Below are 25,270 nucleotides of genomic sequence, written 5' to 3'. Positions count from 1 at the left end.
GCGGCCGGAGCGGTGCGCGCCCGGCAATGCAAAGTCGCTTGACGAGGGCTTTGACCGATGTCGCGGATGTCTTCGCTGTCGTCCCCGTTTCTCTTGGGGTTCGACGAGGTCGAGCGGGCGCTCGACCGGGTCGCCAAGAGTGCCGAGGGATATCCTCCCTACAATGTGGAGAGGATCGAAGCCGCCGGCGAGCCGCTGCGCCTCAGGATTACCCTGGCGGTGGCGGGCTTCACGGCGGAACAGCTGGAAGTCGTCCTCGACGAGAAGGAGCTGACCATCCGGGGCCGCCAGGTCGAGGATGGCCAGGGTCGCGTATTCCTGCACAGGGGGATCGCAGCCCGGCAGTTCCAGCGCACCTTCGTTCTGGCCGAGGGCATGAATGTGCTCGGAGCCGAACTGAAGAACGGGCTGCTCTCGGTGGATCTGGTTCGCCCGGAACCCGCTCGCCACGCCAAGCGCATCGACATCGTCTCCCGCCCGTGAGGGGAGCCGTGCCGCATTGCCCGGAGTGAGGAGTAATCAGATGACACACGATACCGAACACCAGATCACCCCGGCGGAAATCACCCCCGAAGCCCTTGCGGTTCTGGGCGGCGGCGAGATCGCCTATGTGCGTTCCATCCGCTCGGAGGACGTGCAGGCCCTGTTCCCGCAGGCGCCGCAGATTGCGCCGGGGATGAAGCTTTTCACCCTGCATGCGGCGGACGGCACGCCGATTATGCTCACGGACAGCCGCGAAGCAGCCCTCGCCAATGCCATGGAGCACCAGCTGGTGCCTGTGAGCGTGCATTGAGCAGGCTTTCAAGCTGAGCATTGGAAGGCTGAGGTGCCGCGCGCTGTTGGTCCTATTCGGGCGGAGGTGCGCGGCGCTGATTCGTGCCCTTTGATCGGGATGGCTTGAGGCGGGATTGACGTGCCGCTCAGGCGGCGTTGGAGGTCGATGCCGCCGTAAGCAGGGTATGGATGGACGCGGCGTCGCGGTTGGCACGCAGCTTTTCCACCACATCCGGGTCCCGCAGCATGCGGGCGACGCGGGCGAGGGCCTTCAGATGGTCCGCGCCGGCGGCCTCAGGTGCGAGCAACAGGAAGACGAGATCCACTGGCGCGCCGTCCAGCGATTCGAAGTCGATGGGCTTCTCCAGCCGCGCGAATAATCCGAACAGCTTGGTCAGCCCCGGCAACTTGCCGTGGGGAATGGCGATGCCGTTGCCCACCCCCGTGGAGCCGAGGCGCTCGCGCTGGAGGAGGGTCTCGAAGATCTCCCGCTGGTCGCGGCCCATCAGGACGGACGCGTGATGCGCCAATTCCTGGAGAGCCTGTTTCTTGCTGCTCGCCCGCAGCATGGGGAAAATAGCTTCCGGGGCGAGTAGGTCGGCGAGAGGCATGGAGCGGATCCCTGCGGCGAGCGGCCGAGGCTCGAAATAAGCGGCGGACGCGAGAGCCGGACGACGGGCGAAGAAGCAGGCCTCTGCTTCCCCTCCCGGCTCGATCCGTCTCTGTTCAACACGCGGAGGGTCACCCCCTCCCGGAGGTCGTCGTCGCGGCCTCCATTACTGGGATCGTGCTCTGCGCTCAAGCCACGGTCCGCTGGCGGGCCGAACGGCTTCGGGCCAGAGCCGTCCGGATGGGTTCGATCCGAACGGTAAATCCGTCTCCGGTTCACGCAAAGAGCCCAGATTTTCGACGCGATGGCGATGCCGCTGCGGCGAAGGGGCTCCGACCCGGAGCAACTGCCAAAATCCAGACCAAAATCCAGCTTGGGGAACGCGGTGGCCGGCCAGATTGCGGCGCAACCCGACCGGCACGCGCCCTCTTAACTTTAAGACAGAGAACGCCGCTCGCCAATCAGCACGCGGTGCGCGCTGATTGGCGAGTGCCCTAGTGGAGATCTTCAGCGGCGGGATCGATCCAGCCCACATGACCGTCCGGGCGGCGATAGACCACGCTCACCCGCCCGTGCCCGGCGTGGCGGAACACCACCACCGGCGCGCCGGTGATGTCGAGCTCGACCACGGCATCGGCGACGGAGAGCGATCGCAGACGGCTCACCTGCTCGGCGACGACGGTGGGGCTCCAGCCTTCCAGTTCCTCGTCGGTCTCCCCCTCTGGGGCGGCGCTGAGGACGTAGCTCTGGGCGGCGAAGTCGTTCCCACCATTGCCATGGCCGTGTCGATCCTTGAGGCGCTGCTTGTAGCGCCGCAGGCGCTTCTCGATCTTCTCCACCGCCGAATCGGCACAGGAGTTGGCGTCCTGGGCGCTGCCATGCGCTTGCAGGTTTACACCCGAATCGAGATGGAGCAGGCATTCGGAGCGGTAGCCCGAACCGTCCCTGGAGACGGTGACATGTCCCGACCATCCGCCATCAAAGTATTTGGCGAGGACTTCGGAGACCCGCTCGGTGAGACGCAGACGAAGGGCTTCGCCCACGTCGATATTCTTTCCGGACACGCGTAGGGCCATGCGATTTGATCCCCTATGGAGGGGCCGAGTACTCGACCCATCCTGCATTACAAACCGGCCGGCTATCTAAGTGGTAGGAGTGCTTTGCCGACGTGTCAACGGAAGACGCATGCGAAGCGCCGGCCCCGCACAGCTCCCGTCATGCCGCCTGTCATGCGTCGCCTTCGCCTGATCGCCCGGCTCAGGCCTGCCGGCGCGAGAGGTGGGGCAGCATGCGTGAGAGCACCCCGTCGCGCTTGATGATGCCGTGCCAAAGGCCGGCTGCGATGTGCAGGATCACCAACGCGGTGATCAGATAGGCGAGCCGCTGGTGCCATGCACCGAACATGTCGGCGAGGGCGTCGTTCTTGCCTACCAGGTTGGGCAGGGTGAACAGGCCGAATACGCTCACCGACGCACCGAAGGCGTTGGAGGCGAGCCAGCCCAGTGGCGGCATCACCAGCAGCAGCACATAAAGCGCGTAATGCACGATCTCGGCTCCCAGCCACAATGCGAAGGGCAGGTTCGCGGGGCGCGGCGGGGGCGGATTGAGGATGCGCACCACCACCCGCACCACCGCGAGGCACAGGATGGTGAAGCCGATGGATCGGTGCAGGTCGAAGAACCAGTCCTGCGCCGGCCCCGACGGCAGGTTCATCATGGCGAAGCCGGCAGGGATCACGGCGAGGACGAGCAGCGCCATGATCCAGTGCAGCGCCCTAGCCGGCAGCCCGTAGGCGGCGGGCGCGGGCGGTGCGGACGGCGTTTGATTTGGAATCGCTGGATTGGGCATCGTCGGCTTGGGCCTCCCTCCCGGCGGCTCGGGCGAGATCGCACGCGAACAGTACGTCCCCGTCCGGAAATACATGCGCCCGTGCGGCGGGCCGCAAGGCGTCCGCCAGAGTGTCGCACGCCTTGCGCGTCAGTCCGATCCGGCCGGCGCCGAGGATGACCGGGGACACGAAAACGTGAAGGGCATCAAGGCATCCCGCCTCCAGGAAGGCCGAGAGCGTATGCGCCCCGCCCTCCACCAGGATGCGGGTCAGGCCAAGGGCGGCGAGGGCCTCCAGCATGGCGGCGGGCTCGAAGGCGCCCGCCCCCTCCATGGCTATGACTTCCACCCCCTCGGCGACGGGCGCAGCGACTCCGGCCCGGCGCACGACAATGCGGCGCGCGCCGTCGGCCGCGAAGCAGCGGGCGGAAGGATCGGCGCGGCCGGAGGGGTCGATGATGACCCGCGCCGGGCTCTGTCCCGCCACGCGGCGGACCGTGAGCAGCGGGTCGTCGGCGACGACGGTGCCGACCCCCACCACCACGGCGTCCACGCCGGCGCGCAGGGCGTGCAGGTGGTCGAGGGCGTGCGGACCGTTGATATATTTGGATTCGCCGGAGGGCGTCGCGATCCGCCCGTCCAGGGATTGGCCGAGCTGGGCCACCACGAAGAGCCGTTCGCCCTTGTGAACAGGATGATATATCGCCACTTCAGAGGCGGTGGTCGCCTGATGCGGCGACCGGTGCCGGGTCGTGTCATCCATCGGTTCTCGCCCGCCGTAGAGATGGAGCATGTGGAGCAGGAACGCCATACGCTCTGGTTTGTTACGACCCTGCTGCGTTTGTGGATCTTTTCTGGCGCGTTGCGGCGCCGCCTCTGCCTGTAAGGGGTCTTCATGACAACGGTGGTTGACGGTCTCGGCCTTGGCCATGGCGCCGGTGAGATGGCGGTGGAGCGGGCCTTGGCGGAAGTGCGTGCCGGCCGTGGCGTACGCCTTGTGGCCATCGGCGCGGTGGTGCTGGTCATCGGCGCCGAAACCTTCGATGCCAGGACCGCCGCCGCCCTTGCGGCCGCAGGGGCCAGTGAAGCCCGCCTCGTGCTGCCGGCGCCGCGCCTGTTGAAGCTGGGCGCCCCGCGCGCCCAGGCGGGTTCGGTGTCCATTCCCACCCTCAATGCCGAACGCGTCGCGACCCTCGCGCTGCGTGTCGAGGCACGGGTAGATGCGCCGGTTGCGCCAGCCAATGCCCTCGACCACGCCGCTTTGGAGCTTCTGGGCCTTGCCCTCGTCCTGCCCGCCGCCGTGGTGTGCGTGGTGCCGGGCGAGGCGGTTGCCGGCCTCCTCACGGTGGATGCGGCGGACGTGATGGCCTATCGCGCCAGCCAGGTGGCTCGGCTTGCCATCGTCGGGCGCGCGCCGGTGCCGCTGGAAGGCGCGCCGGAGACCGAATTCGTGGTGTTCCGAGGCGGTGAGGGCCTGCGCGACCAGGTGGCCATCGTGGTGGGCCGTCCAGACCTGTCCGCCCCGGTGGCGGTTCGGCTGCATTCGGCCTGCCTCACCGGTGACCTGTTCGGCTCGCTGAAGTGCGATTGCGGAGACCAGCTGCGCGACAGCGTGCGCCGCATGGCCGAGGGCGAGGGCGGTATCCTGCTCTATCTGGACCAGGAAGGGCGCGGCAACGGCATCTCCAACAAGATGCGGGCCTATGCCCTGCAGGCCCAGGGTTACGACACCTATGACGCGGACGCGGCGCTGGGCTTCGACCTCGACCAGCGGCGCTTCGACTTCGCCGCCGAGATGCTGCGCCAGCTGGGGGTGAAGGCGGTGCGGGTGTTCACCAACAATCCGCAGAAGATCGCGGCGCTGAAGGCGGCGGGCCTCGACGTGGTCTCCGACCAGCGGGTGCTGGGTCGTCCCACCGCCGAGAATGTGCGCTACCTCGCCTCCAAGCGCGACCGTGCCGGGCACTATATCGATTTCGACGCCCTGGCCGCCCGCGCACCGGACTGACGCTCCGGCACGCGAAAAAAGCGGCCAGACCGGTTGTCGGGGGTATTCAAAACGATTTAAAACCGCACCAGTCACGCACGGCAAGACGTGGGACGAGAGCTCGGTACGAGACACGTCGAGAGACTGGGAGAAGCGGCCATGAGCAAGACGGGGAAGAAGATCGCCATCGTGACCGGTGCGGGTTCGGGCGTCGGGCGGGCGGTGGCGGTGGCGCTGGCTGGGGCCGGCTATGGCGTGGCCCTGGCTGGCCGGCGTCTCGATGCCCTTCAGGAGACCGCCGCCGAGATCGGCTCCGACGCCCTGTGCGTGCCCACCGACGTGACCGATCCTGATTCGGTCCGCGCCCTGTTCACCGCCACGGTGGAAAAGTTCGGCCGGGTGGATCTGCTCTTCAACAATGCCGGCACCGGCGCCCCGGCCATTCCCATGGAAGACCTCACCTTCGCCCAGTGGAAGCAGGTGGTGGACACCAACCTCACGGGCCCGTTCCTGTGCACCCAGGAGGCGTTCCGGGTGATGAAGGCGCAGGAGCCGCGCGGCGGGCGCATCATCAACAACGGCTCCATCTCGGCCACCTCGCCGAGGCCCTATTCGGCGCCCTATACGGCGACCAAGCACGCCATCACCGGGCTCACCAAGTCCACCTCGCTGGACGGGCGCGTCCACGACATTGCCTGCGGGCAGATCGACATCGGCAATGCCGATACCCCCATGGCGCAGAAGATGAAGGCCGGCGTGCCGCAGGCGGACCTCTCCATCAAAGTGGAGCCGGTGATGGACGTGGCCCATGTGGCGAGCGCGGTGGTCTACATGGCCAGCCTGCCGCTGGATGCCAACGTGCAGTTCATGACCATCATGGCCACCAAGATGCCCCTTATCGGCCGCGGCTGATCCCACCTATGACGCGCCCGGGCGGGCAGTGTGCCGGCCCGGGCGCGTCATCAGGGACAAGCCTCGTCAGCGGATGAACTGGTCGACGAAGCCCGCGCCGAGGCCTGCGGCCGCATAGTGGGCGCGGCATTTGTCGATGCGGGTGAAGACATCATCGAAGCCGGTGACGGCGCCGTCCGGGTCCACGTAGATCATGGTCCCGTTCACCTGGAACAGGGTGATCATCTCGTCCACATGCGGGTCCACTACCAGCGTATGGGTTTCCCCCGGCGCCTCGTAGACATAGCCGCCCTCGCTCGCCACCCAGTCGTGCTCCAGATAGCGCCACGAGCCCTTGATGACGTAGCCATGCACCGGCTGCGGATGGCGATGGCGAGACAGCACGCCGGCCCGGCGCACCCGCAGCACGCTCATCCAGTAGCCGGATGAGGCGGACAGCAGCAGCGGGCGGAACCAGACATTCTTCTCGATGGGCACCCACAGCCGCTCGTCCTGTGGCACCGCCGCAGCGATCACCAACTCGGGGACGGCCTCGGCGGGCTGGGGCTTGCGGTATGGCTGCCAGCGCTCGTCGACGGGAGCGGGGGCAGAAGCGCGCTGTTCAGCGGTGGTCATTCTTGAGTCCTCCCATGAGCGCCCCCGTGGCCCGTGCCTGGGGGCGCTATTGTCGTGATCAGGCCGCCTTGCGGATGCCCATGGCGCAGCGCGCCACCTCGGCGATGCCCGCCGCGTCGAGGCGGTAATGGGCATAGAGGTGGGTGGGCGGCGCGATCAGGCTGTATTCGTCGTGGATGCCGTGGCGCACCAGGCGAACGCCGGCGCCCTCGTCAGTCAACACCTCGGCGATGGCGCTGCCCAGCCCGCCCAACACATTGTGCTCCTCCACGCTCATCAGCACCTGCGAGCGGCCGGCGGCGGCGAGAATGGCGGCGCGGTCGAGGGGCTTGATGGTGGGCATGTCGATGACGCCCACGCTGTGGCCCTGCGCGTTGAGCGTCCGCGCCGCCTCGAGCGCCGGATGCACGGTCATGCCGCAGGCGATGATGGTGATCTCCTCGCCCACCATGTGCTCGATGGCCTTGCCGAAGGTGAAGGGGGTGTCGAGGGGGTACACGTCCGGCTCGCGGCCCCGGCCGATGCGGAAATAGATGGGCTCGGGATAGTCCGCCGATGCCTTGATGGCGGCCGCGAGCTGCGGGCCGTCGGCGGGCGAGACCACCGTGAGGTCGGCGATGGCCCGCATGGTGGCAATGTCCTCCGTGGCGTGGTGGGAGGTGCCGTAGAAGCCCAGCGAGATGCCGGTGTGATGGCCGATGAGCCGCACCGGCTGGGCGCAATACGCCACGTCCATGCGGATCTGCTCGCAGCACAAAAGGCCGAGGAAGGAGGCGAACGTCGCCACATAGGGCTTGAGCCCGGTGGTGGCGAGGCCGGCGGCGGCGGTCACCATGTTCTGCTCGGAAATGCCGAACTGGATGTAGCGGTCCGGATAGTGCTCGGCGAACTTGTTGAGGCCGTTGGAATATTGCAGGTCGGCGGAGCCTGCCACCACCGGCTCGCCCGCCTCCACCAGGGAGATGAGGGCGTCGGAGAGATGGCTGAGGCCGGGGGTCTTGGCATTCAGTTCGCGGTACTGCCAGGAATTGGGCGAAAGGGGCCGGTTCATGGAAGGGACGTCCTCGGCTCAGATGGTGCGGTTCATGATTTCCTCGACAGCCCGTGCAGCGTCCGAGGGGTCGAGATAGCCGAGGTGCCAGCCGGGCTCGGTCTCCATGTAGGAGACGCCCTTGCCCTTCAGGGTGCGGGCGATGATGCAGCAGGGCCTGGTGCGCGCCTCATCCGCCTTCACCTGCCGCAGCAGGGTGGTGAGGGCGTCGAGGTCGTGGCCATCCACGGTGTGGACCTCCCAGCCGAAGGCGCGCCATTTCTCGTCCAGCGGCTCGATGCCCATCACGTCGTCCACCGCGCCGTCGAGCTGGAAGCCGTTGCGGTCGATGATGGCGACGAGGTTCGAGGCCTTGTGGTGGGCCGCCGAGATGGCCGCTTCCCACACCTGTCCCTCCTGCATCTCGCCGTCGCCGAGCATGACGAAGACGTTGAAGGCCCGGTCCTGCATCCGTCCGCCCAGCGCCATGCCGAGGCCGGCGGAGAGCGCGTGGCCGATGGAGCCGGAGGAGAAGTCGATGCCCGGCACCTTGCGCATGTCCGGGTGGTCGCCGAGCGGATTGCCGAGGCGGGTGTAGTTGTCCAGCGTCTCGCGGTCGATGTAGCCGAACTCGGCGAGGATGGGGAACAGGCCCACGGCGGCGTGGCCCTTGCCCATCAGGAAGCGGTCGCGGTCGGGCCGGCGCGGGTCGCCGTGGGCGATGTCCATCACGTCGTAATAGAGCGCGGCGAAGATCTCTGCGGCGGAGAACACCGAGCTGTAGTGGCCGACCTTCGCCACCTCGATCAGCCGGATGGTCTCCAGCCGCACGAAGCGCGCCTTCTCCCGCAGCAGGGCAAGGGTTTCGGCGGTGGGGCGGAAGTTGGACGCGGGCCGCGCGTCGGAGGGCAGGGTGCGTTCGCGTGCGCTCATGAAGGCTCTCTGTCTGGGCGTTCCCCGGGACCGGCCGCCTGTCGCCTTCACGCCCGGCGGGTGCGAGGCGGATGAGCGGCATCGGCTCCGGTTCAATAAAATATGATATATCATCTATCAAGACGCGTGCCTAGCGGGCTGGGGAGAGAACGCTTGGGGACGTGTGAAACGAAAAAGGCCCCGGCGGGTGCCGGGGCCTTAAACCTTCAGAGCGAGGATCGCGACGTTGCCGCCGCGACCTTAGAGCGTTAACGCGTCTTCTTCACGCGAACCGGTATCCACTTTGCTCGAAAACGCTGTGGCGTCAGTTGTTACGGTTGCCGAACAGCTGGAGCAGCATCATGAACATGTTGATGAAGTCCAGGTACAACGAGAGCGCGCCCATGATGGCCTTCTTGCCGGCCACCGTGCCGTCGTCACCGACGAAATACATCTCCTTGATGCGCTGGGTGTCGTAGGCGGTGAGGCCCGCGAACACCAGCACGCCCACCACGGACACGATGAACTGCAGCATCGTCGAGCCGAGGAAGATGTTCACCACCGAGGCGATGATGATGCCGAACAGGCCCATCATCAGGAACGAGCCCATGCCGCTCAGATCCTTCTTCGTGGTGTAGCCGTAGAGGCTCAAAGCGCCGAAGGTGGCCGCGGTGATGAAGAACACCCGCACGATGCTCTCGTGCGTGTACACGAGGAAGATCGTGGACAGGGACGTTCCCACCAGGGCCGCATAGACCCAGAAGGTGATCTGCGCCGCCGATACGCTCATGCGCTCGATGCGGAAGCTCAGGAAGAATACAGCGGCGAGCGGCGCGAACATCACCACCCACTTGAGCGGGCTCACGAACAGCGCGTAGCCGAACTGAGTCAGCATGATGCCGCCCGCCACGCGACCGGCCGCCTGGCTCGGATCGGTGGTCACCGACAGCAGGTAAATGCCGAGCGCCGCCGCACCGGTGATGGCGAGGCCCAGCGCCATGTAATTGTAGACGCTGAGCATATACGTGCGGAGGCCCTGGTCGATCGCGGCCTGCGAGCGTGCCACCGACGGGTTGAAACGCCCGGCGACGTTGCGATCATAATCGGACATCGTCGTTCCCCTTTGAGAAATCGAGTGACGCGCCAGCCGACCGGAGCCAAGCCTACGCGTCCGAGGTCAATATGGTGGGTTCGCGAAAGGGCGGCAAGACAAGCCAGGATGAAATTTACGCAAGGTCACTTTACGTCAGGTGGTGACCCGCCTTCGCACCTGCATATAATTGCAACCGGGCTGGGGTGTAGGCGCGATGGGGACGCAGGGGGCCGACGAAGCGCGCAGGGGAGAGGCGTTCGCTGCACCGCATCGCGGCGGGCGGGAGCTTTGCCGGCTTGTCGCCTTTGCCGCCCGGTGGGGTGCGCCAATGCGTCTCGTCTTGTCCGTGTGGGCCCTCATGCTCTTTGCCGCCTTGCCCGCCCGGGCGGGGGCGTGGACCCAGGAGGAAGGACACGGCCAAGTCATCCTGCAGGGCAGCGCGGTGCATTCCGGCTCCGAGTTCGGCCCGTCCTCCAAACTCTACGACAGCCGGCCTTACGACAAGGTGGAGGCGACCCTCGTCTTCGAATATGGCGCCTCCGACTGGCTGACCCTCATCATCGCTCCGCAGTTCCTCGCGGTGGACCTGGGCGCGCCGGCGCCAACCTCCTATGCCGGACCGGGCTATACGGACGCGGGCGCGCGGGTGCGGATCTACAACGAAAACGACGTGGTGGTCTCGGCGCAGGTGGTCGGCCGCCTGCCCGGCACCGGCAATTCCCAGAGCGCGGCGGCGGTGGGTTATGAGGACGCCGAACTGGACCTGAGGCTGCTCGCCGGCTGGTCCTTCCCGCTGTTCGGCAAAGCCGCCTTCCTCGACCTGGAGGCGGCGCAGCGCCTGCGCTTCGGCGATCCGCCGGACGAGTTCCACCTCGACCTGACGCTCGGCGTGCGGGTGGCCGAGCGCTGGCAGGTCCTGTTCCAGTCCTTCAACGTGATCTCGGAAGGAGCAGGGGAGGGGCCGTATTTCGGCACCTCGTATGAATATTACAAGCTCCAGCTCGGCGCCGCCTATGACCTGAGCGAGGCCGTGACGCTGGGCGTCGCCCTGGTCTCCACGGTCTTTGCCCGCAACGCGCCGCAGGAGAATGGGGTGGTGCTCACCGGCTTCTATCGCTTCTGACTTCAGCGCTTTTCAGGCGTCGTGGTGACGAGGCGGATGCCGAGGGCGATGGGCACGATGCCGACGAGGTCGAAAGGCGGGATCTTCTCCCCCAGCAGCAGCCAGCCGAACATCAGCCCGAGGGGCGGCATCAGGAAGTGCAGGGCACTGGCGCGGGTGGCGCTGGTGCGGCCGAGGATGAAGAACCACAGGCTGAACGCCCCCACCGATCCGGCAAGCGTCAGGTAGGCGAAGGACAAGGCCAGCGGCACGGTGAGATGCACGTCGGCGAGGTCCTCACGCCACAGCGCGACCGGTAGCAAAGCGAGCCCGCCGGCAAGGGACTGGATGCCGCTGCCCACCCACAGGGAGGCGGAGGTGCGCACCCGCTTGAACAGCAGCGTCGCCGCCGCCAGCGTCACCAGAGCGCCGGCCACATAGGCCACCCCCACCGGGTCCTCGTGACCGGAGACGATGCGCGAGCGCACCACCAGCGCCACCCCCGCCATGCCCAGCACCAGGCCGCCGAGCTTGCGGCCGGTCAGCCGCTCTCCCAGCAGGGGCGCCGCCGCCAGCGCCGTGAGCAGCGGATTGGCGGAGATGAGCACCGCCGTCAGCCCCGACGACACATGGGTCATGCCCACATAGCTGAGGCCGAGATAGCAGGTGTTGTTGAGGATCCCCATCAGCGCCAGGGCCATGAGGTCGCGCCGCGTGAGCCGCGAGAATTCTGCGCGCGGCAAAAGGAGGGCGCAGCCTGCCAGCACGATGCTGCCGGCGATGAGGAAGCGGGACGCCAGCAGCAGCAAAGGCGGGCAATCCGCCAACGCGATCTTGGCCACGGCAAAGGCCGAACTCCAGATCAGGCAGAACAGGATGATCAGGAGCGGCAGGGCGTTGGGTCGGCCGGCGACGGCAGGGGGCGCTTCGATGGCGCGGAGGGGCAAACTCACGGGGACCTCCTTGACCGCCGAGGGCACCGTGTTGGGGACCCGCCTTGGCCAGAGACCACGAAATGAGGGAATTGAAAAATTGAATGTCATGATGTTGACTAGTGGATAATCGAATGAGGCCACCATGCTCGATATGGATCTGCTGAAAGCCTTCGTGAGCGTGGTGGATGCCGGCGGCTTCACCCGCGCCGGAGAGCGCGTCCACCGCACGCAGTCCACGGTGAGCCAGCAGATCCGCCGGCTGGAGGACCAGCTCGGACATCAGTTGCTGGTGAGGGACACGCGCGGCGTGACCCCGACCGCCGAGGGCGAGCGGCTGCTCGGCTACGCCCGGCAGATCCTCGCCCTGGGGGCGGAAGCGCGCGCCGCGCTCACGGGGGCGCCGCCGCCCCGGGTGGTGCGGCTCGGCATTCCCGACGATTTCGCCCTGGTGGCGCTGACCGGGGTCATCGCCGAATTCGTCCGGGCCCTGCCGGGGGTGCGGCTCGCCGTCACCTGCGGCCTCAGCCGCGACCTGTCCTCCGCCATGGTGCGCGGCGAGCTGGACATCGTGCTGATGAAGCGCGAGCCTGGCAGCGGCCCGGCGGAGGCGGTGTGGCCCGAGCGGCTCTACTGGGTGGCGGGGCGCGACGCGGCGCCGGCCCCCGGAACGGTGGAGCTGGTGGCCTTCCGGCAGGGCTGCCTGTATCGCAACCGCGCGGTCCAGGCGTTGGAGAAGATCGGTCGTCCGTGGCGCATCGCCTATGAATGCCCGAGCCTCATCGGCATCGAAGCGGCGCTGGCCGGAGGTCTCGGCGTGGCCGTGCTCAATGCGCGGTCTATCGGCCCGCGGCTGCGGGTGCTGGACGATCCCGACCTCTGGCCGCCGGTGCCGCCCACCGAACTGACCCTCCTGGTGGCGGAACGCCCGTGTGCCGCCACGCGCGACCTCGCCGGGCTGATCATCTCCTTCTGCGACCGGGAGGCCGGCCTCGAACACGCCGCCTGAGTGCGACCGCGCCGAGGCGGCGCCACAACCGCCTAGGCGGAATGCCCGGCGGCTTCCAGGATCAGGTTGGTGATTTCCAGCGGGTGGGAGATCAGCGACAGATGGCTGGATTTCACCTCGATGGTCTTTGCACCCATGCGCCGCGCCATGAACCGCTCGAGGTCGGGATTGATGGTGCGGTCTTCCGTGGAGACGGCATAGAAGCTCGGCTTCGAGCGCCAGGCCGCCTGCGTGGTCCTGCCGGTGAGCAGCGCCTTCCGGAAGGGCTGCTGGACGGCGTACAGCACCCGCGCCTGGGCGGGAGGGAGGTCGCCCGCGAAGTCGCGGAGGAACGCTTCCTCGGTGAGGCGCCCCTCATCGCCGTCGAAGACGATGCCGGCGGTTGCCGGTGGGGTCGCAAAGGTCTTCGCCAGAGCCGTGTAGTCCTCGCCGGCGTCGGGGGCCCGTGCGGCCACATAGACCAGCGACGATACGTTGGGATGCAGGCCGGCCTCGGTGACGATCATCCCTGAAAAGGAATGTCCGACCAGCACCGTCGGACCATTCTGCCGCTCCAGCACCCGCAGGGTCGCGGCCACGGCATCCGGCAGCGTCGTGAGGGGGTTCTGCACGGATGTGGCATTGAGCCCGGCCGCCTGCAGCCGGGCGATGACCTCCGACCAGCACGACCCGTCGGCGAACAGACCGTGCACGAGCACGATATTGCGGGATACCGCCGCGGCAGCGGTAGCAGCGGTAGCAGCGGTCGCGGCCATGCCGCGGCTGGAAACGAGGGACGCCGCCGCGCCGGCTATCAGGGCTGTGGAAAACGCACGTCGGTTCATATCCATGATGTGTTCCTTCCCCCCCAGAGGTTGCAGCGCGACGGGTGTCGCGTGCCTCGAAAGCTAAGGGGGCCGGCCCATCGGGTCTTTCGCGTCACACCGCGGATTGCGGGATCGCAGGGCGTCCAGCCGCGAGTGCCGCGATTGGCTCCGGTTGACCGCACGAGCGTGAGCGCCTCCACTCTCCGGGAGGCCCGACCGGTATCCTATTCGCTCACCAGCAGCCGCCGGCCGATCTCGCCGATGCCGATCAGGCCGGGGGTGGCGTGCGTCACCACATGGATGGGGATGAGCGACAGGCGGTCGAGATAGGGCGGATGTTCCTCGAAGGCGGCACGGAACGGGCTTTCGGTGAACAAGGGCGCCATGGCCCGGCCGATGCCCCCGCCCACATAGACGCCGCCCTTGGCATCGAAGGCGAGGGCGAGGTCGCCCAGCACCCGGCCGAGCAGGCGCAGGAAAATGTGGCAGCTTTCCTTTTCCTGCCACTGGCCGTCCAGCGCCGCCTTGATGATGGCGTGGGACGACAACTGCTCGCCGGAGAGGATCCGGTGCAGCCGCACCAGTCCCGGCCCGGACAGGACGTGCTCCACCGAGACCGGCCCCAGGTCGCGCACCAGATGGGCGACGATGCGGGCCTCGTCCGTGGTCACCGCGCCAAGGCGCATGTGGCCGGCTTCGCTCGGAAGCACCTCGTAGCCGTCTTCCCGGGGCAGGATGAGGGCGGTGCCGAGCCCGGTTCCGGGGCCCGACAGCAGCATGGGGGCGCCGGCGACGCGGCGGCCGGTGCCCACTTCCATCAGGTCGTCGCGGGTCAGCAGCGGCAGGCCGTGGGCGAGGGCCTCGAAATCATTGAGCACGGTGAGGTGCAGGAAGGACAGTTCCCGGGCGAGGGCCTCGCTGGAGAAGCGCCAGTTCCGGTTGGTCAACCGCACGGTGTCGCCGTCGATGGGACCGGCAACGGCGAGCGCCGCGCAGCGGGGCGGCTCGCCACCAAGCGAATCAAGATAGGTCTTGAGCAGGTCCTCGATCGACCCGTAGGAGTCGTTGGCCTCAAGGCGAATGTCGAACGGCACCCCGTCCACACCTGCGCGGGCGATGCGCGTGGTGGTTCCGCCGATGTCCGCAAGCAATACGGTGGGAGCCATGGGAGAGTCCGATGGATAGGGCGCCTCGCGCATGGGACGCCGATGCAGTCGCGATCGAGGCCTGCTGCGCTCAGCGCCTTGTAATTTAAGCCCGAACCGCCCGGCCTGTCGGAGCCGGTCGGATGCGTGCTCTACTGCGCCAAGCGCCGGCCGGACGCAAGCGCCGGTTGCCATCCGTTCCGGCTACTGAGATGGCTTGCCCGTTCTTCTCAGGGCGGGGCATGGCGGCTGCGGACAGTCGACCATAGCGACAGGATCGGCTCAGGCCGGTCACGTCCCCGAGACCTGCCAACCGAAATGATCGCAGGAGAACCGGAGCGATCCATGCCGCGGCGGCCGCGCGGTACGGTGGATCCGCTCTGCGCGACCCCGGTGAAACCGTTCGGACAGTTGGCGCGGAACGGCTCCCGGCGGGGCCCGGCCGCCTGCGGCCATGGGTAAGGTGGCGCCGTGCCTTCACGTGCCGTAAGCTCACACTGAAATTGTGTGTCCGGCCAAACTGTGCGTCTCATGCAGATGGGGGCTGGCGGGACCGCAGCTTCGACGTACATAAGCTGAGATCGGCTTCGGTCCGCGGCGCGGTCGGCGGGAGATGCCGGTACGGGGCAACACGGCGATGCGGCTTTGCCGCGGCGCCCGAAAGGCATGGCGAAGCGCAGTGCTGGACATTTACACGATCATCTTCCTGGCCCTCGCGGTCTTCATCTTTGTGCGTCTGCGCAGCGTGCTCGGACAAAGGACCGGGCGCGAGCGCCCGCCTTACGATCCCTATTCCCGCGACACCGCCCGCCCGCCGCAGCAAGCCTCCGACAAGGTGGTGCCCCTGCCTGAGCGTCCGGTGACTCCGCCCGGCGCCGTCGCCCCGGAGGACGAAACCCCGCCGGCCTATCGCTGGGAGGGCGTGGCCGAGAAGGGGTCCGCCACCGCTGCGGCGCTCGACGAGATCGCCCGCTTCGAGCCCGACTTCGATGCCAAGCATTTCCTGGTCGGCGCCCGTGCCGCTTATGAAATGATCGTGACCGCCTTTGCCGCCGGCGATCGCCGCGCGCTGAAGGACCTGCTCGCCAAGGATGTCTATGACGGCTTCGTTGCCGCCATCACCGACCGCGAGAGCCGGCACGAGACCATGGAATCGCGTTTCGTCGCCATCGAGCAGGCCGAGCTTCAGGACGTGACCGTTCGTGACCGCAATGCCCAGCTTACGGTGCGTTTCGTGTCCAAGCTCATCTCGGTCACCCGCGGCGCCGATGGCGCCGTGGTGGACGGCAGCCCGGACACGGTCGCCGACGTGACCGACGTGTGGACCTTCGCCCGCGAGCTCGGCACGCGTGATCCCAACTGGAAGCTGGTGGCTACCGAAGCCGCCCAGTGAGGCGTCCGGTGCGGCACGGCCCTTTCAGTGTGGACGATGGCCGGGATGCGGGTCGCGACCCTGCCTGTCCCGATGTGGCGGGCGAGAGCATGTCGCACCGTCTGCGCGGCATGGCGGCTGCGGTCCTCGCCCTGGTGGTTTTTGCAGTCGCGCCGGCCCGTGCGGACCTGCCGAGGCTGGCCATGCTGAGCGAAGTCGCCCCGCCTGATATCGCCGGATCGACGCTGGTGCCGACCGCCTTCGGTGTCATCGGCGGCTGGGCGGCTGACGACCATGCCAGCGCCTTCCAGACTTTCCTGACCAGTTGCGCTGCCCGCCGCGCGCCGCCGGCCGAGGTGGGCCCCGCGTCCGCTCCGACGCTGGCTGCCGGCCTCGCCCATGCCTGCGCCGCCGCCGCGCGGCTGGGCACCGCTGCCCCGTCGCGGGAGGTGGCGCGGCTTTTCTTCGAAGCCAATTTCCGCCCCTATCGCGTGGTGCCGGACAAGGGCGGTGAAGGCTTCTTCACTGGCTATTACGAGCCGGAGGTGGAAGGCGCGCTGGCACCCGGCAACGGCTTTGACGTGCCTGTCTATAGTCGGCCGTCCGACCTGCTCATGAGCGGCGGCGGCCCGACCCCCAATTCGGGCGGCGCCGTGAGGCGGGAGGGTGATGCCCTCGTGCCCTATTTCGACCGCGCCGCCATCGAGGATGGTGCGCTTTCGGGACGCGGGCTGGAAGTCGCCTGGCTGAAGGACCCCATCGACCTTTTTTTCATGCAGATCCAGGGCTCGGCCCGGGTCCGCCTGCCGGACGGCAGGGTGCTGCGCCTCAACTACGACGGATATAACGGCCATCCCTACCTGCCCGTGGGCCGGCTCCTCATCGCGCGTGGCCTCGTGCCGCGAGAGGAGATGTCCATGGACCGCATCCGCGCCTTCATGGAGGCGGATCCGGAGGCGGGCCGGGCGCTCCGGCGCGAGAACCGGTCCTATGTGTTCTTCAAGGCCCTCGACCTCGGCGGCGAGGCTGGCGCCATGGGTGCCCAGGGCGTGCCGCTGACCGCCGGCCGCTCCATCGCAGTGGACCGCAAGCTGCACACCTATGGTGCGCCGGTGTTCGTGGCGGCGGACCTGCCGCTGTCCGCGGCGGGCAACCGCGAGCCGTTCCGCCGCCTCATGATCGCGCAGGATACCGGCTCAGCCATCGTCGGACCGGCGCGGGCGGACCTTTATTTTGGCACCGGTCCCGAGGCCGGCGCGGTGGCCGGGCGCATCCGCCATCCCGGTAGCTTCACCCTGCTGGTGCCGCGCTTCGCGCCCGCCGGGACGCCGGGACATCCCCGATGACCCGGCGCGGACGGCGACGCCACCTCTCGGCGGAGGAGCGCGCGCTCTGGGACCATGTGGTGCGGTCGGTGACGCCGCTGAAACTGCCCGCCGTGCCGCAGGATGTCGCTCCGCTGGTGCCCGACACACCGCCGGTGGCGCCGGAACCGCCTGCCGCTGCTCCTCCGGCCAAGGCCGCCAAGGCCGTCCGCTCCAAGGCGCCGCCCGCTCCCCCGCCCGCGCCGCCCCTCGCCTCCCTGGAGCCGAAGACCCGCCGGCGGCTCACCCGCGGGGCGGAGGTGGATGCGCGCCTCGACCTGCATGGTCTCACCCAGGCCGCCGCCCATCGCCGGCTGCGGCTGTTCCTGATCGAGGCGCAGGCGCTGGGCCATGGGCTGGTGCTGGTCATCACCGGCAAGGGCGATCCCGACCGGCTCATGAGCACCGGCCCAGCCTTCGGCGAGGGGCGGGGCGTGCTCAAGCGCGCGGTGCCGTTGTGGCTCGCCGAGCCGGATCTGCGGATGGTTGTGGTGGGCTTTGAAGCCGCCGGCCGCCGCCATGGCGGGGAAGGCGCGCTCTATGTGCGCATCCGCCGGCGCAAGGCCTGAGCCTCAATCCCCGATGCAGGCGGAGGCGGGCATCTCGAAGGTGCGCCCGTCGCCCAGAAGGTGGGCAGTGAAGCCGTGCGGCGGAAACAGACCGGCGATAGCGGGATCGCGCACGCTCAGGCCACCGGCATAGGCACCGAACGCCGGCAGCACCATGCGGCTGCCATCGGTGACGAAGCAGCGCCGTCGCACGCCCCGCCCGCGCAGCGCGATGCGGGCGGCGGGATGCAGGTGGCCGCAGACTTCGCCCGGCGCGGGCCCTTCCGACGGCTCGTGGCGAAACAGCAGCGGGCCGTGGGTGAGCGCGGCCGTGCCCTCGCCGCCGAGATCGGTGGGCATGGGATCATGGTTGCCGGCGATCCACACGAACGTGCGGCCGGCCTGGATGCGGCGGATCTCCTCGCGGACCGGATCGGCCATGCGCTCCACCGCCCAGCGGTCGTGCAGGCTGTCGCCGAGGGCGATCACCAGGCGCGGCTGGTGCACGGCGATGGCGGCGCCAAGGCGCTTCAGGGTGTCGATGCTGTCATAGGGCGGCAGCATCTGGCCGCGCCGGGCGAAGGCGGAGCCTTTCTCCAGATGCAGGTCCGCGACCACCATCAGCCGCTCGTCCGGCCACAGCAGAGCGCCGGAGGGATCCAGCACCAGCTCCGCGCCCGCGAGGATGATGGTGGCAAGGGGCGATACGACTGATTCGGCGCGCGCGAGCATGGCGGGGATTGTGCCCAATGTCCGCCGGCGGGCAAGCGTTGCATTGGCGGGGATGCGTAACCCATGCGGGTTATTCAGCGGGAACTGCCCCACACACCCGCCTCCACCAGCATCCCGACCATGTCGTCCGGCCACACTTGCTCCGTTGCCCGCGCCAGATCGGCCTGCGACCACCAGGCGTGCTCCGCGACCACCGCCCGCTCCTCGGCGGTCCACAGCGCCGAGGACACCTCCAGCGTCGCGACGCGGATGAGGAAGTAGCGCTCGTCGGCTTTCACCGCGATCCCGTCCGGCATGGTGAAGGTGACAATCCGCCGGGCGACCTGCGGTCCGGGGTCCGCGATGCGAAGGCCGGTTTCCTCAAGGAGTTCCCGGCACGCGGCCTGCTCGAAGCTCTCGCCCGCATCGAGCCCGCCACCGGGCGGCGCCCAGAAGATGGAGCCGGCCAGCGCGCCGGTCCGGTGCACGAAGCGGAACAGCAGCAGGCGGCCCTGTGCGTTCACGACCAGCAGGCGGGAGGAGGGGCGCTGTCTCATGGGCTCAGCCGGGCGATGGTTCAGAAGAAGCTCTGCGGGTCCACGTCGATGGCGACGCGGATGTTGCCCGTCACCTTCGGTGCCGTGGCGCGCCAGTCGCGCAAATAGCGGGACAGGTCGAAGGCGCGGGGGGCGCGCACCAGCAGCCGCCAGCGATGGCGCCCGCGCAGGATTGCAAGCGGGGCTTCCGCCGGGCCGAGGATGCGCACCCCCGCAACCATGGGCGCGGAGGCGGCAAGCCTTCGGGCATGGCCTTCCGCCACATGGCCTTCGCTGGCGGAGACGATGAGGCTCGCCATGCGGCCGAATGGCGGAAGCTGGGCCTCCTCCCGGGCGGCGATCTCGGTGTCGTAGAAGGCGTCCCGGTCGCCGGTCACCAGCGCCCGCATCACCGGATGCTCGGGCATGTGGGTCTGGATGAAGCCGCGCCCTTCGGTCTTGCCGCGCCCGGCGCGCCCGGCCACCTGATGCACCAGTTGGAAGGTGCGTTCCGCCGCGCGCGGGTCGCCCTGGCCGAGGCCCACGTCGGCGTCCACCACACCCACGAGGGCGAGGCCGGGGAAATTGTGGCCCTTGGCCACCAGCTGGGTGCCCACCACCACGTCCACCTCCCCTTTGGCCACCGCGTCCAGTTCGGCGCGCATGCGCTCCACCCCGCCGGCGAGATCGGAGGAGAGGACGAGGGAACGGGCGGCGGGAAACAGCGCCTGCACCTCCTCCTGAAGCCGTTCCACGCCTGGCCCCACGGGGATGAGGCTGTCCTTGGCGCCGCAGGCGGGGCAGGCCTCCGGCACCGGGGCCTGATAGCCGCAATGGTGGCAGGTGAGACGGCGGCGGAAGCGGTGCTCCACCAGCCACGCGGTGCAGGAGGGGCAGCGCATGCGATGCCCGCAGGAATGGCACAGGGTGAGTGGCGCATAGCCCCGCCGGTTGAGGAACAAAAGCGCCTGCCCGCCCGCCTCCAGCGTATCGGTGATCTCCGCTTCGAGGCGCGGCGCGATCCAGCGGCCTTTGGGCGGACCCTCCTTGCGCAGGTCGATGGGCAGGAGGCCCGGCACCTTGGCGCCGCCGAAGCGCACCGGCAAAGCGAGGCGGTGGTAGCGCCCGCGCCGGGCGTTCACCTCGGTCTCGATGGAGGGCGTGGCGGAGGCGAGCACGATGGGGGCGGCGGCCAGCCGCGCCCGCACCACCGCCATGTCGCGGGCGTGGTAGGCGACGCCGTCCTCCTGCTTGTAGGCCGGGTCGTGCTCCTCATCCACGATGATGAGGCCGAGGTCGCGGAACGGCAGGAACAGGGCTGAGCGGGCGCCGGCCACCACCTTCACCTGTCCCGAGGCCACCTCGTTGAGGATGCGCCCGCGCCGCCGGGTGGAGACGCCGGAATGCCATTCCGCCGGCTTCACCCCGAAGCGGGTGGTGAAGCGGTCGAGGAAGGCCTGGGTGAGGGCGATTTCCGGCAGCAGGATCAGCGCCTGCCGGCCGTCGCGGATGGCCTGCGCCACCGCCTCGAAATAAACCTCTGTCTTGCCCGAGCCGGTAACGCCATCCAGCAGGAAGACGCCAAAGCCCCTGGCGTCCACCGCCCCGCTGAGCGCGTGCGCGGCCTTCGCCTGCGGCTCGGAGAGCGTGGGCGTGGCAAAGGTCGGGTCGGGGGGATAGGCGGCGGGCTCGGGGGGCAGCACCACGGTTTCGAGCGCGCCCTCGTCCACCAGCCCGTCCACTACGGAGGGGGAGACCCCGGCCTCCCGCGCCGCCTCCGACTTGCCGCGCACGAAGCCGTCGGCGAGGAGGTCGAGCAGCCGGGCGCGGGCCGCCGTCATGCGCGCCGGGGCGGGGCCGCTGACACGCACGCCCACCCGCTCGCGACAGGCGCCGGGGCTTTCCCCGTGGCGCAGGGCCATGCGCAGCACCATGCCGCGCGGGGCGAGGGTGTAGTCGGCCATCCAGTCGACCAGCTTCAGGAGGTCCGGCGGCAGCGGGACATAGTCCAGCTTCGCTTTCACGGCCTTGAGCTTGGCCACATCCACCGGCTTGCCGGATCCGCCGCCGGGGGGACGCGGCCAGACGCAGCCGATCATCCCGCGCGCGCCGAGAGGCACGTGCACGAGGTCGCCGGGGGAGAGCGTCATCCCCTCGGGCACGAGATAGGAATAGGGGGTGTCGAGGCCCAAGGGCAGCAGGACATCGACCGTGCGCGCACTCATGGCGGTGTTTTGGTCCGTCCGGCGGGAAAGGTCAAAGGCGCCTGAAACGCGCTTCGATGCGGGCCGAAGGCGCGCTCCGGGGGCGGCCTGCATTTCCATGGAATGCAGGCTCAAGGTGCAATAGCTTGGCCGTGGTTCATGTCCAATGGGAGGTGGGAGTGGTTGCTTCTGCAGAACAACCCGGTGAGGGCGTGCCCGCCGCCGGTCCCATCCGCAAGATCGCCCTTGAAGAACATTTCACCACCCCCGACCTCGCCAGCCGCAACGTCGCCCGGCCGACCCGCAGCGATGCGCTGTTCGCGGACATCGAGCGGCGGCTGGTGGATTTCGGCGACCTGCGGCTGGATACCATGGACCGGGCGGGCATTTCGCTGTGCGTGCTGTCGGTCACCACGCCGGGCGTGCAGGCCGAGAAGGACACGGCGACCGCCATCGGCCTTGCGCGCAAGGCCAATGACGCGCTGGCCGAGGAGGTGCGCCGTCAGCCCAAGCGCTATGCCGGCTTTGCCCACCTGCCGATGCAGGATCCCAAGGTGGCGGCCGACGAGCTGGAGCGGTGCGTGCGCCAGCTCGGCTTCAAGGGCGCCCTCATCAACGGGCAGACCAACGGCCAGTATCTCGATGCCGACAGGTTTCTCCCGTTCTGGGAGCGGGTGGCCGACCTCGACGTGCCGGTCTACCTCCATCCCGGTGAATTGGCGGATGCGCCGGCCATGTTCGCCGGGCGACCGGAATTGGGTGGGGCGGTCTGGGCATGGACCGCGGAGACGGCGAGCCACGCCCTGCGGCTGGTCTTCGGCGGCACCTTCACCCGGTTCCCGACCCTGAAGGTCATTCTTGGTCACATGGGGGAGACGCTGCCCTCCCTTCTGTGGCGGTTCGACAGCCGCTGGCAGTGCACCCTGGGAGAGACGCTGCCGCCGGAGCAATTGCCGTCGGCCATCATCCGGCGCCACTTCGCCATCACCACGTCCGGGGTGTGCGATCCGATCGCATTGGCCGCCGCCATCGCGGCCCTGGGCGAGGATGCGGTGATGTTCTCGGTCGATTATCCCTATGAGGACACGTCCACCGCGGCCGCCTTCATCGAGGCGGCGCCGCTGGATCCAGCCGTGCGCGCCAAGGTGTGCCACGCCAATGCCGAGCGCATCCTGAAGCTGTGAGGGCGCGCCGCCCTTGCGTTTGCGGCGCCTCCCGTCTACCTCCAAGCCATGAAATTCCTCGATCAGGCCAAGGTCTATGTGCGCTCCGGCGACGGGGGGGCGGGTTGCGTCTCCTTCCGGCGCGAGAAATTCATTGAGTTCGGCGGTCCCGATGGCGGCGACGGCGGACGCGGCGGCGACGTGTGGATCGAGTGCGTGGATGGCCTCAACACGCTCATCGACTATCGCTACCAGCAGCATTTCAAGGCCAAGAAGGGTGACCACGGCAAGGGCGCCAACCGCACCGGCGCTCGTGGCGCCGACGTGGTGCTGAGGGTGCCTGCCGGTACCCAGATCCTTGACGAGACGGAAGAGACCGTCCTCGCCGACCTCACCGAGGTGGGCCAGCGCATCAAGCTGCTGGAAGGCGGCAATGGCGGCTTCGGCAACGCCCAGTTCAAGACCTCCACCAACCAGGCCCCGCGCCGCGCCAATCCCGGCCTTGAGGGCCAGGAGCGGTGGATCTGGCTGCGCCTGAAGCTGATCGCCGACGCCGGCCTCGTGGGCCTGCCCAATGCTGGCAAGTCCACCTTCCTCGCCGCCACCACGGCTGCCAAGCCGAAGATCGCCGACTATCCCTTCACCACGCTGCATCCCGGCCTCGGCGTGGTGCGGGTGGATGGGCGCGAGTTCGTGCTGGCCGACATTCCCGGCCTCATCGAGGGCGCGCACGAGGGGGTGGGCATCGGCGACCGCTTCCTCGGTCATGTGGAGCGCTGCCGTGCGCTGCTGCATCTGGTGGACGGCACCTCCGAGCACGCCGGCAAGGCCTACAAGACGGTGCGGGCCGAGCTTGCCGCCTATGGCAACGGCCTCGACGAGAAGCCGGAAATCGTGGCCCTGTCCAAGGTGGATGCGCTTTCCCCCGAGCTGCTCAAGCAGCAGAAGGAGCGCCTGAAGCGGGCCGCCAAGAAGACGCCGCTTCTGCTCTCGGCCCAGTCGGGGCAAGGGGTTCAGGAGGCGTTGCGCCTGCTGCTCTCCGTGGTGGAGCAGGAGCGCGGCGCCGAAAAGGAAGAGGAACCGCGGGACGCGTGGAGGCCGTGATCTGGCGGCAGTGATCCACCGCGGCCATGCCATCGGAGGGATTCGGCGGGCTTGAACTTCGGCGACCCGATGGCCTATGCCGTCGCCGGGGCGCATGTCGCGCCGCTTCTCTTCAAGGGGGATGACCTCTCACGCGCCGGCGCGTGCCGCCCGTCCGCCGGCGTGCTGAAGGTTCCAGAACTTCGATGACATCGACAGATTCAACATCAGATCCGACGGCGCCCAATTCGACGGCGACGAAGACCCCCGTCTTCACCGACTTCCGCCGCATCGTCATCAAGGTGGGCTCCGCCCTGCTGGTGGACCGCGACCACGGGCGGGTGAAGCTCGCCTGGCTCACCTCGCTGGTGGAGGACATCGCGACGCTCCATGCCCGCGGCTGCGAGGTGATGGTGGTGTCGTCCGGCGCCATCGCCTTGGGGCGCACCGTGCTCGGCCTGCCCAAGGGACCGCTGAAGCTGGAGGACAGCCAGGCCGCCGCCGCCGTGGGCCAGATCACCCTGTCGCGCACCTGGGCGCAGATCCTTGGTCACTACGGAATTACCGCCGGACAGGTGCTGCTGACTCTCGGCGACACCGAGGAGCGCCGGCGCTACCTCAACGCCCGCTCCACCCTCGGCCGGCTGATGGACCTCAAGGCGGTGCCCATCATCAACGAGAACGATACGGTGGCCACCACCGAGATCCGCTACGGCGACAATGATCGCCTCGCCGCCCGGGTCGCCACCATGGCCAGCGCCGACCTCCTCGTGCTGCTCTCGGACATTGACGGGCTCTATACCGCCCCGCCGACGCAGGACCCCAACGCCACCCTCATCCCGGTGGTGCCGCGCATCGGCGCCGAGATCGAGGCCATCGCCGGGGATGCGGGCTCCGAACTCTCGCGCGGCGGCATGCGCACCAAGATCGAGGCCGGCAAGATCGCCACCTCCGCCGGCACCCACATGGTCATCGCCTCCGGCCACGTGAAGAACCCGCTGAAGCGCATCGTGGAGGGCGGGCGCTGCACCTGGTTCCTCACCTCCGCCAACCCCGTCCGGGCCCGCAAGAGCTGGATTGCCGGGGCGCTGGAGCCGCGCGGCACGTTGCATCTGGACGACGGCGCGGTGGCGGCCCTGCGCCGTGGCGCGAGCCTTCTGCCGGCCGGGGTGAAGCGGGTGGAGGGCCTGTTCGACCGCGGCGATGCGGTGGTATTGCGCGGTCCGGACGGCGCCGAGGTGGGCCGGGGGCTGGTGGCCTACGATTCCACCCACGCCGCCCGCATCATGGGCCGCACCACCCCCGAGATCGAGGCCATGCTGGGCGGCCAGGGCCGCTCGGAGATGATCCACCGCGACGACATGGCGCTGGGGGTGGAGTGAGAGGGCCTTCCTAAGCCCGAAGGCCCATGCTGCCGCTGCGTGATCGGCAAGTTGCCGCACCGTCCCGCGCTCGACAGGTTGCACATCCTCCAATACCGGCTGTGCCCGCGACGGTTGAGGGGGCCGGCTGTCGCCTGTCGCGATTGGTCACCC

At 68.6% G+C, this 25,270-nt stretch carries 27 protein-coding genes; 13 read left to right on the top strand and 14 right to left on the bottom strand.

Annotation, left to right across the window (positions count from 1 at the left end; translation table 11 throughout):
• Positions 1-57 precede the first annotated feature (57 nt).
• Both FBQ73_RS21290 and FBQ73_RS21285 read left to right on the top strand, forming a co-directional pair.
• A complete protein-coding gene (locus tag FBQ73_RS21290; protein WP_012114056.1) occupies positions 58-483 on the top strand; it encodes an Hsp20 family protein in 426 nt (141 codons plus the stop codon).
• A gap of 40 nt (positions 484-523) precedes the next feature.
• Positions 524-793, top strand: a complete 270-nt coding sequence (locus FBQ73_RS21285) for a BQ00720 family protein (protein ID WP_138401485.1) — start codon at positions 524-526, stop codon at positions 791-793.
• Positions 794-920: 127 nt separating this feature from the next.
• Here the strand turns inward: FBQ73_RS21285 and ptsN are convergent, their stop codons facing one another.
• The 4 genes from ptsN to FBQ73_RS21265 form a co-directional block, all read right to left on the bottom strand.
• Positions 921-1,385 carry a PTS IIA-like nitrogen regulatory protein PtsN gene (gene ptsN, locus FBQ73_RS21280; RefSeq protein WP_138401484.1) on the bottom strand — a complete coding sequence of 155 codons (465 nt, stop codon included), beginning with the start codon at positions 1,383-1,385 and terminating at the stop codon, positions 921-923.
• Between the two features lie 493 nt (positions 1,386-1,878).
• On the bottom strand, positions 1,879-2,460 hold the full coding sequence (gene hpf, locus FBQ73_RS21275) for a ribosome hibernation-promoting factor, HPF/YfiA family (protein ID WP_138401483.1): 582 nt from the start codon (positions 2,458-2,460) through the stop codon (positions 1,879-1,881).
• 181 nt (positions 2,461-2,641) lie between these two features.
• Positions 2,642-3,142, bottom strand: coding sequence for a cytochrome b (locus FBQ73_RS21270; protein ID WP_246089840.1), 501 nt, complete (start codon positions 3,140-3,142; stop codon positions 2,642-2,644).
• 16 nt (positions 3,143-3,158) lie between these two features.
• Complete coding sequence (locus tag FBQ73_RS21265; protein ID WP_246089838.1) at positions 3,159-3,974, bottom strand: RibD family protein; 816 nt, start codon at positions 3,972-3,974, stop codon at positions 3,159-3,161.
• A 132-nt stretch (positions 3,975-4,106) separates the two neighbouring features.
• Between FBQ73_RS21265 and ribA the strand changes: the two genes are divergently transcribed.
• Both ribA and FBQ73_RS21255 read left to right on the top strand, forming a co-directional pair.
• On the top strand, positions 4,107-5,219 hold the full coding sequence (gene ribA / locus FBQ73_RS21260; protein ID WP_138401481.1) for a GTP cyclohydrolase II RibA: 1,113 nt from the start codon (positions 4,107-4,109) through the stop codon (positions 5,217-5,219).
• 138 nt (positions 5,220-5,357) lie between these two features.
• Positions 5,358-6,110: an SDR family oxidoreductase gene (locus FBQ73_RS21255; protein WP_138401480.1), complete on the top strand. Its 753-nt coding sequence runs from the start codon at positions 5,358-5,360 to the stop codon at positions 6,108-6,110.
• A 66-nt stretch (positions 6,111-6,176) separates the two neighbouring features.
• On the opposite strand, the gene FBQ73_RS21250 is transcribed toward FBQ73_RS21255, so the two are convergent.
• The 4 genes from FBQ73_RS21250 to FBQ73_RS21235 form a co-directional block, all read right to left on the bottom strand.
• Positions 6,177-6,725: a 2,4'-dihydroxyacetophenone dioxygenase family protein gene (locus FBQ73_RS21250; RefSeq protein WP_138401479.1), complete on the bottom strand. Its 549-nt coding sequence runs from the start codon at positions 6,723-6,725 to the stop codon at positions 6,177-6,179.
• Between the two features lie 58 nt (positions 6,726-6,783).
• The gene (locus FBQ73_RS21245; protein WP_138401478.1) at positions 6,784-7,776 is read right to left on the bottom strand and encodes a transketolase family protein; all 993 of its coding nucleotides are present in this window, start codon (positions 7,774-7,776) and stop codon (positions 6,784-6,786) included.
• 18 nt (positions 7,777-7,794) lie between these two features.
• Complete coding sequence (locus FBQ73_RS21240) at positions 7,795-8,688, bottom strand: transketolase (RefSeq protein WP_138401477.1); 894 nt, start codon at positions 8,686-8,688, stop codon at positions 7,795-7,797.
• A 304-nt stretch (positions 8,689-8,992) separates the two neighbouring features.
• Positions 8,993-9,778: a Bax inhibitor-1/YccA family protein gene (locus FBQ73_RS21235; RefSeq protein ID WP_138401476.1), complete on the bottom strand. Its 786-nt coding sequence runs from the start codon at positions 9,776-9,778 to the stop codon at positions 8,993-8,995.
• 310 nt (positions 9,779-10,088) lie between these two features.
• Here FBQ73_RS21235 and FBQ73_RS21230 point away from each other — a divergent pair, with 310 nt between their 5' ends.
• Positions 10,089-10,883 carry a hypothetical protein gene (locus tag FBQ73_RS21230; protein WP_138401475.1) on the top strand — a complete coding sequence of 265 codons (795 nt, stop codon included), beginning with the start codon at positions 10,089-10,091 and terminating at the stop codon, positions 10,881-10,883.
• 2 nt (positions 10,884-10,885) lie between these two features.
• Here FBQ73_RS21230 and FBQ73_RS21225 read toward each other — a convergent pair whose 3' ends face one another.
• On the bottom strand, positions 10,886-11,815 hold the full coding sequence (locus FBQ73_RS21225; RefSeq protein ID WP_138401474.1) for a DMT family transporter: 930 nt from the start codon (positions 11,813-11,815) through the stop codon (positions 10,886-10,888).
• Positions 11,816-11,939: 124 nt separating this feature from the next.
• Here FBQ73_RS21225 and FBQ73_RS21220 point away from each other — a divergent pair, with 124 nt between their 5' ends.
• Complete coding sequence (locus FBQ73_RS21220) at positions 11,940-12,803, top strand: LysR family transcriptional regulator (RefSeq protein ID WP_246089836.1); 864 nt, start codon at positions 11,940-11,942, stop codon at positions 12,801-12,803.
• A 32-nt stretch (positions 12,804-12,835) separates the two neighbouring features.
• Here the strand turns inward: FBQ73_RS21220 and FBQ73_RS21215 are convergent, their stop codons facing one another.
• Positions 12,836-13,633, bottom strand: coding sequence for an alpha/beta fold hydrolase (locus tag FBQ73_RS21215; protein ID WP_138401473.1), 798 nt, complete (start codon positions 13,631-13,633; stop codon positions 12,836-12,838).
• 200 nt (positions 13,634-13,833) lie between these two features.
• On the bottom strand, positions 13,834-14,775 hold the full coding sequence (locus tag FBQ73_RS21210; RefSeq protein WP_170218999.1) for a glucokinase: 942 nt from the start codon (positions 14,773-14,775) through the stop codon (positions 13,834-13,836).
• Between the two features lie 661 nt (positions 14,776-15,436).
• On the opposite strand from FBQ73_RS21210, the gene FBQ73_RS21205 reads away from it, so the two are divergent.
• The 3 genes from FBQ73_RS21205 (at position 15,437) to FBQ73_RS21195 (ending at position 18,059) form a co-directional block, all read left to right on the top strand.
• A complete protein-coding gene (locus tag FBQ73_RS21205; protein WP_246089877.1) occupies positions 15,437-16,147 on the top strand; it encodes a Tim44/TimA family putative adaptor protein in 711 nt (236 codons plus the stop codon).
• An 89-nt stretch (positions 16,148-16,236) separates the two neighbouring features.
• The gene (gene mltA / locus FBQ73_RS21200; RefSeq protein WP_246089834.1) at positions 16,237-17,472 is read left to right on the top strand and encodes a murein transglycosylase A; all 1,236 of its coding nucleotides are present in this window, start codon (positions 16,237-16,239) and stop codon (positions 17,470-17,472) included.
• Positions 17,469-18,059 carry a Smr/MutS family protein gene (locus FBQ73_RS21195; RefSeq protein WP_138401470.1) on the top strand — a complete coding sequence of 197 codons (591 nt, stop codon included), beginning with the start codon at positions 17,469-17,471 and terminating at the stop codon, positions 18,057-18,059. Before mltA ends, FBQ73_RS21195 begins: the two co-directional genes overlap by 4 nt.
• Positions 18,060-18,062: 3 nt before the next feature.
• Here FBQ73_RS21195 and pdeM read toward each other — a convergent pair whose 3' ends face one another.
• The 3 genes from pdeM to FBQ73_RS21180 form a co-directional block, all read right to left on the bottom strand.
• Positions 18,063-18,770, bottom strand: coding sequence for a ligase-associated DNA damage response endonuclease PdeM (gene pdeM / locus FBQ73_RS21190; protein WP_138401469.1), 708 nt, complete (start codon positions 18,768-18,770; stop codon positions 18,063-18,065).
• A gap of 74 nt (positions 18,771-18,844) precedes the next feature.
• Positions 18,845-19,306 (bottom strand): NUDIX hydrolase, encoded by a 462-nt coding sequence (locus tag FBQ73_RS21185; RefSeq protein WP_138401468.1) that lies wholly within the window; start codon positions 19,304-19,306, stop codon positions 18,845-18,847.
• Positions 19,307-19,326: 20 nt separating this feature from the next.
• Positions 19,327-21,510 (bottom strand): primosomal protein N', encoded by a 2,184-nt coding sequence (locus FBQ73_RS21180; protein WP_138401467.1) that lies wholly within the window; start codon positions 21,508-21,510, stop codon positions 19,327-19,329.
• A 158-nt stretch (positions 21,511-21,668) separates the two neighbouring features.
• On the opposite strand from FBQ73_RS21180, the gene FBQ73_RS21175 reads away from it, so the two are divergent.
• From FBQ73_RS21175 to proB, 4 genes are read left to right on the top strand one after another with little or no spacing between them, the layout of a single operon-like run.
• On the top strand, positions 21,669-22,673 hold the full coding sequence (locus tag FBQ73_RS21175; protein WP_246089833.1) for an amidohydrolase family protein: 1,005 nt from the start codon (positions 21,669-21,671) through the stop codon (positions 22,671-22,673).
• Between the two features lie 48 nt (positions 22,674-22,721).
• Positions 22,722-23,756 carry a GTPase ObgE gene (gene obgE / locus FBQ73_RS21170; protein ID WP_138401466.1) on the top strand — a complete coding sequence of 345 codons (1,035 nt, stop codon included), beginning with the start codon at positions 22,722-22,724 and terminating at the stop codon, positions 23,754-23,756.
• A gap of 51 nt (positions 23,757-23,807) precedes the next feature.
• Positions 23,808-23,945, top strand: a complete 138-nt coding sequence (locus FBQ73_RS22970; protein WP_210236853.1) for a type II toxin-antitoxin system VapC family toxin — start codon at positions 23,808-23,810, stop codon at positions 23,943-23,945.
• Positions 23,942-25,117: a glutamate 5-kinase gene (gene proB, locus FBQ73_RS21160; RefSeq protein WP_138401465.1), complete on the top strand. Its 1,176-nt coding sequence runs from the start codon at positions 23,942-23,944 to the stop codon at positions 25,115-25,117. The genes FBQ73_RS22970 and proB overlap by 4 nt, the downstream gene beginning before the upstream one ends.
• The last annotated feature ends 153 nt before the right edge of the window (positions 25,118-25,270 follow it).

The organism is Xanthobacter autotrophicus (assembly GCF_005871085.1).
Lineage (GTDB): Bacteria > Pseudomonadota > Alphaproteobacteria > Rhizobiales > Xanthobacteraceae > Xanthobacter > Xanthobacter autotrophicus.
The sequence above is the reverse complement of the archived record's forward strand: the minus strand, read 5'-3'. Positions and strand labels throughout refer to the sequence as shown.

Coding starts and splice junctions, on each gene's coding strand:
- FBQ73_RS21290 (WP_012114056.1), top strand. CDS start 58: ATGTCGCGGATGTCTTCGCTGTCGTCCCCGTTTCTCTTGGGGTTCGAC.
- FBQ73_RS21285 (WP_138401485.1), top strand. CDS start 524: ATGACACACGATACCGAACACCAGATCACCCCGGCGGAAATCACCCCC.
- ptsN (WP_138401484.1), bottom strand. CDS start 1,385: ATGCCTCTCGCCGACCTACTCGCCCCGGAAGCTATTTTCCCCATGCTG.
- hpf (WP_138401483.1), bottom strand. CDS start 2,460: ATGGCCCTACGCGTGTCCGGAAAGAATATCGACGTGGGCGAAGCCCTT.
- FBQ73_RS21270 (WP_246089840.1), bottom strand. CDS start 3,142: ATGGCGCTGCTCGTCCTCGCCGTGATCCCTGCCGGCTTCGCCATGATG.
- FBQ73_RS21265 (WP_246089838.1), bottom strand. CDS start 3,974: ATGGATGACACGACCCGGCACCGGTCGCCGCATCAGGCGACCACCGCC.
- ribA (WP_138401481.1), top strand. CDS start 4,107: ATGACAACGGTGGTTGACGGTCTCGGCCTTGGCCATGGCGCCGGTGAG.
- FBQ73_RS21255 (WP_138401480.1), top strand. CDS start 5,358: ATGAGCAAGACGGGGAAGAAGATCGCCATCGTGACCGGTGCGGGTTCG.
- FBQ73_RS21250 (WP_138401479.1), bottom strand. CDS start 6,725: ATGACCACCGCTGAACAGCGCGCTTCTGCCCCCGCTCCCGTCGACGAG.
- FBQ73_RS21245 (WP_138401478.1), bottom strand. CDS start 7,776: ATGAACCGGCCCCTTTCGCCCAATTCCTGGCAGTACCGCGAACTGAAT.
- FBQ73_RS21240 (WP_138401477.1), bottom strand. CDS start 8,688: ATGAGCGCACGCGAACGCACCCTGCCCTCCGACGCGCGGCCCGCGTCC.
- FBQ73_RS21235 (WP_138401476.1), bottom strand. CDS start 9,778: ATGTCCGATTATGATCGCAACGTCGCCGGGCGTTTCAACCCGTCGGTG.
- FBQ73_RS21230 (WP_138401475.1), top strand. CDS start 10,089: ATGCGTCTCGTCTTGTCCGTGTGGGCCCTCATGCTCTTTGCCGCCTTG.
- FBQ73_RS21220 (WP_246089836.1), top strand. CDS start 11,940: ATGCTCGATATGGATCTGCTGAAAGCCTTCGTGAGCGTGGTGGATGCC.
- FBQ73_RS21215 (WP_138401473.1), bottom strand. CDS start 13,633: ATGGATATGAACCGACGTGCGTTTTCCACAGCCCTGATAGCCGGCGCG.
- FBQ73_RS21210 (WP_170218999.1), bottom strand. CDS start 14,775: ATGGCTCCCACCGTATTGCTTGCGGACATCGGCGGAACCACCACGCGC.
- mltA (WP_246089834.1), top strand. CDS start 16,237: ATGTCGCACCGTCTGCGCGGCATGGCGGCTGCGGTCCTCGCCCTGGTG.
- FBQ73_RS21195 (WP_138401470.1), top strand. CDS start 17,469: ATGACCCGGCGCGGACGGCGACGCCACCTCTCGGCGGAGGAGCGCGCG.
- pdeM (WP_138401469.1), bottom strand. CDS start 18,770: ATGCTCGCGCGCGCCGAATCAGTCGTATCGCCCCTTGCCACCATCATC.
- FBQ73_RS21185 (WP_138401468.1), bottom strand. CDS start 19,306: ATGAGACAGCGCCCCTCCTCCCGCCTGCTGGTCGTGAACGCACAGGGC.
- FBQ73_RS21180 (WP_138401467.1), bottom strand. CDS start 21,510: ATGAGTGCGCGCACGGTCGATGTCCTGCTGCCCTTGGGCCTCGACACC.
- obgE (WP_138401466.1), top strand. CDS start 22,722: ATGAAATTCCTCGATCAGGCCAAGGTCTATGTGCGCTCCGGCGACGGG.
- proB (WP_138401465.1), top strand. CDS start 23,942: ATGACATCGACAGATTCAACATCAGATCCGACGGCGCCCAATTCGACG.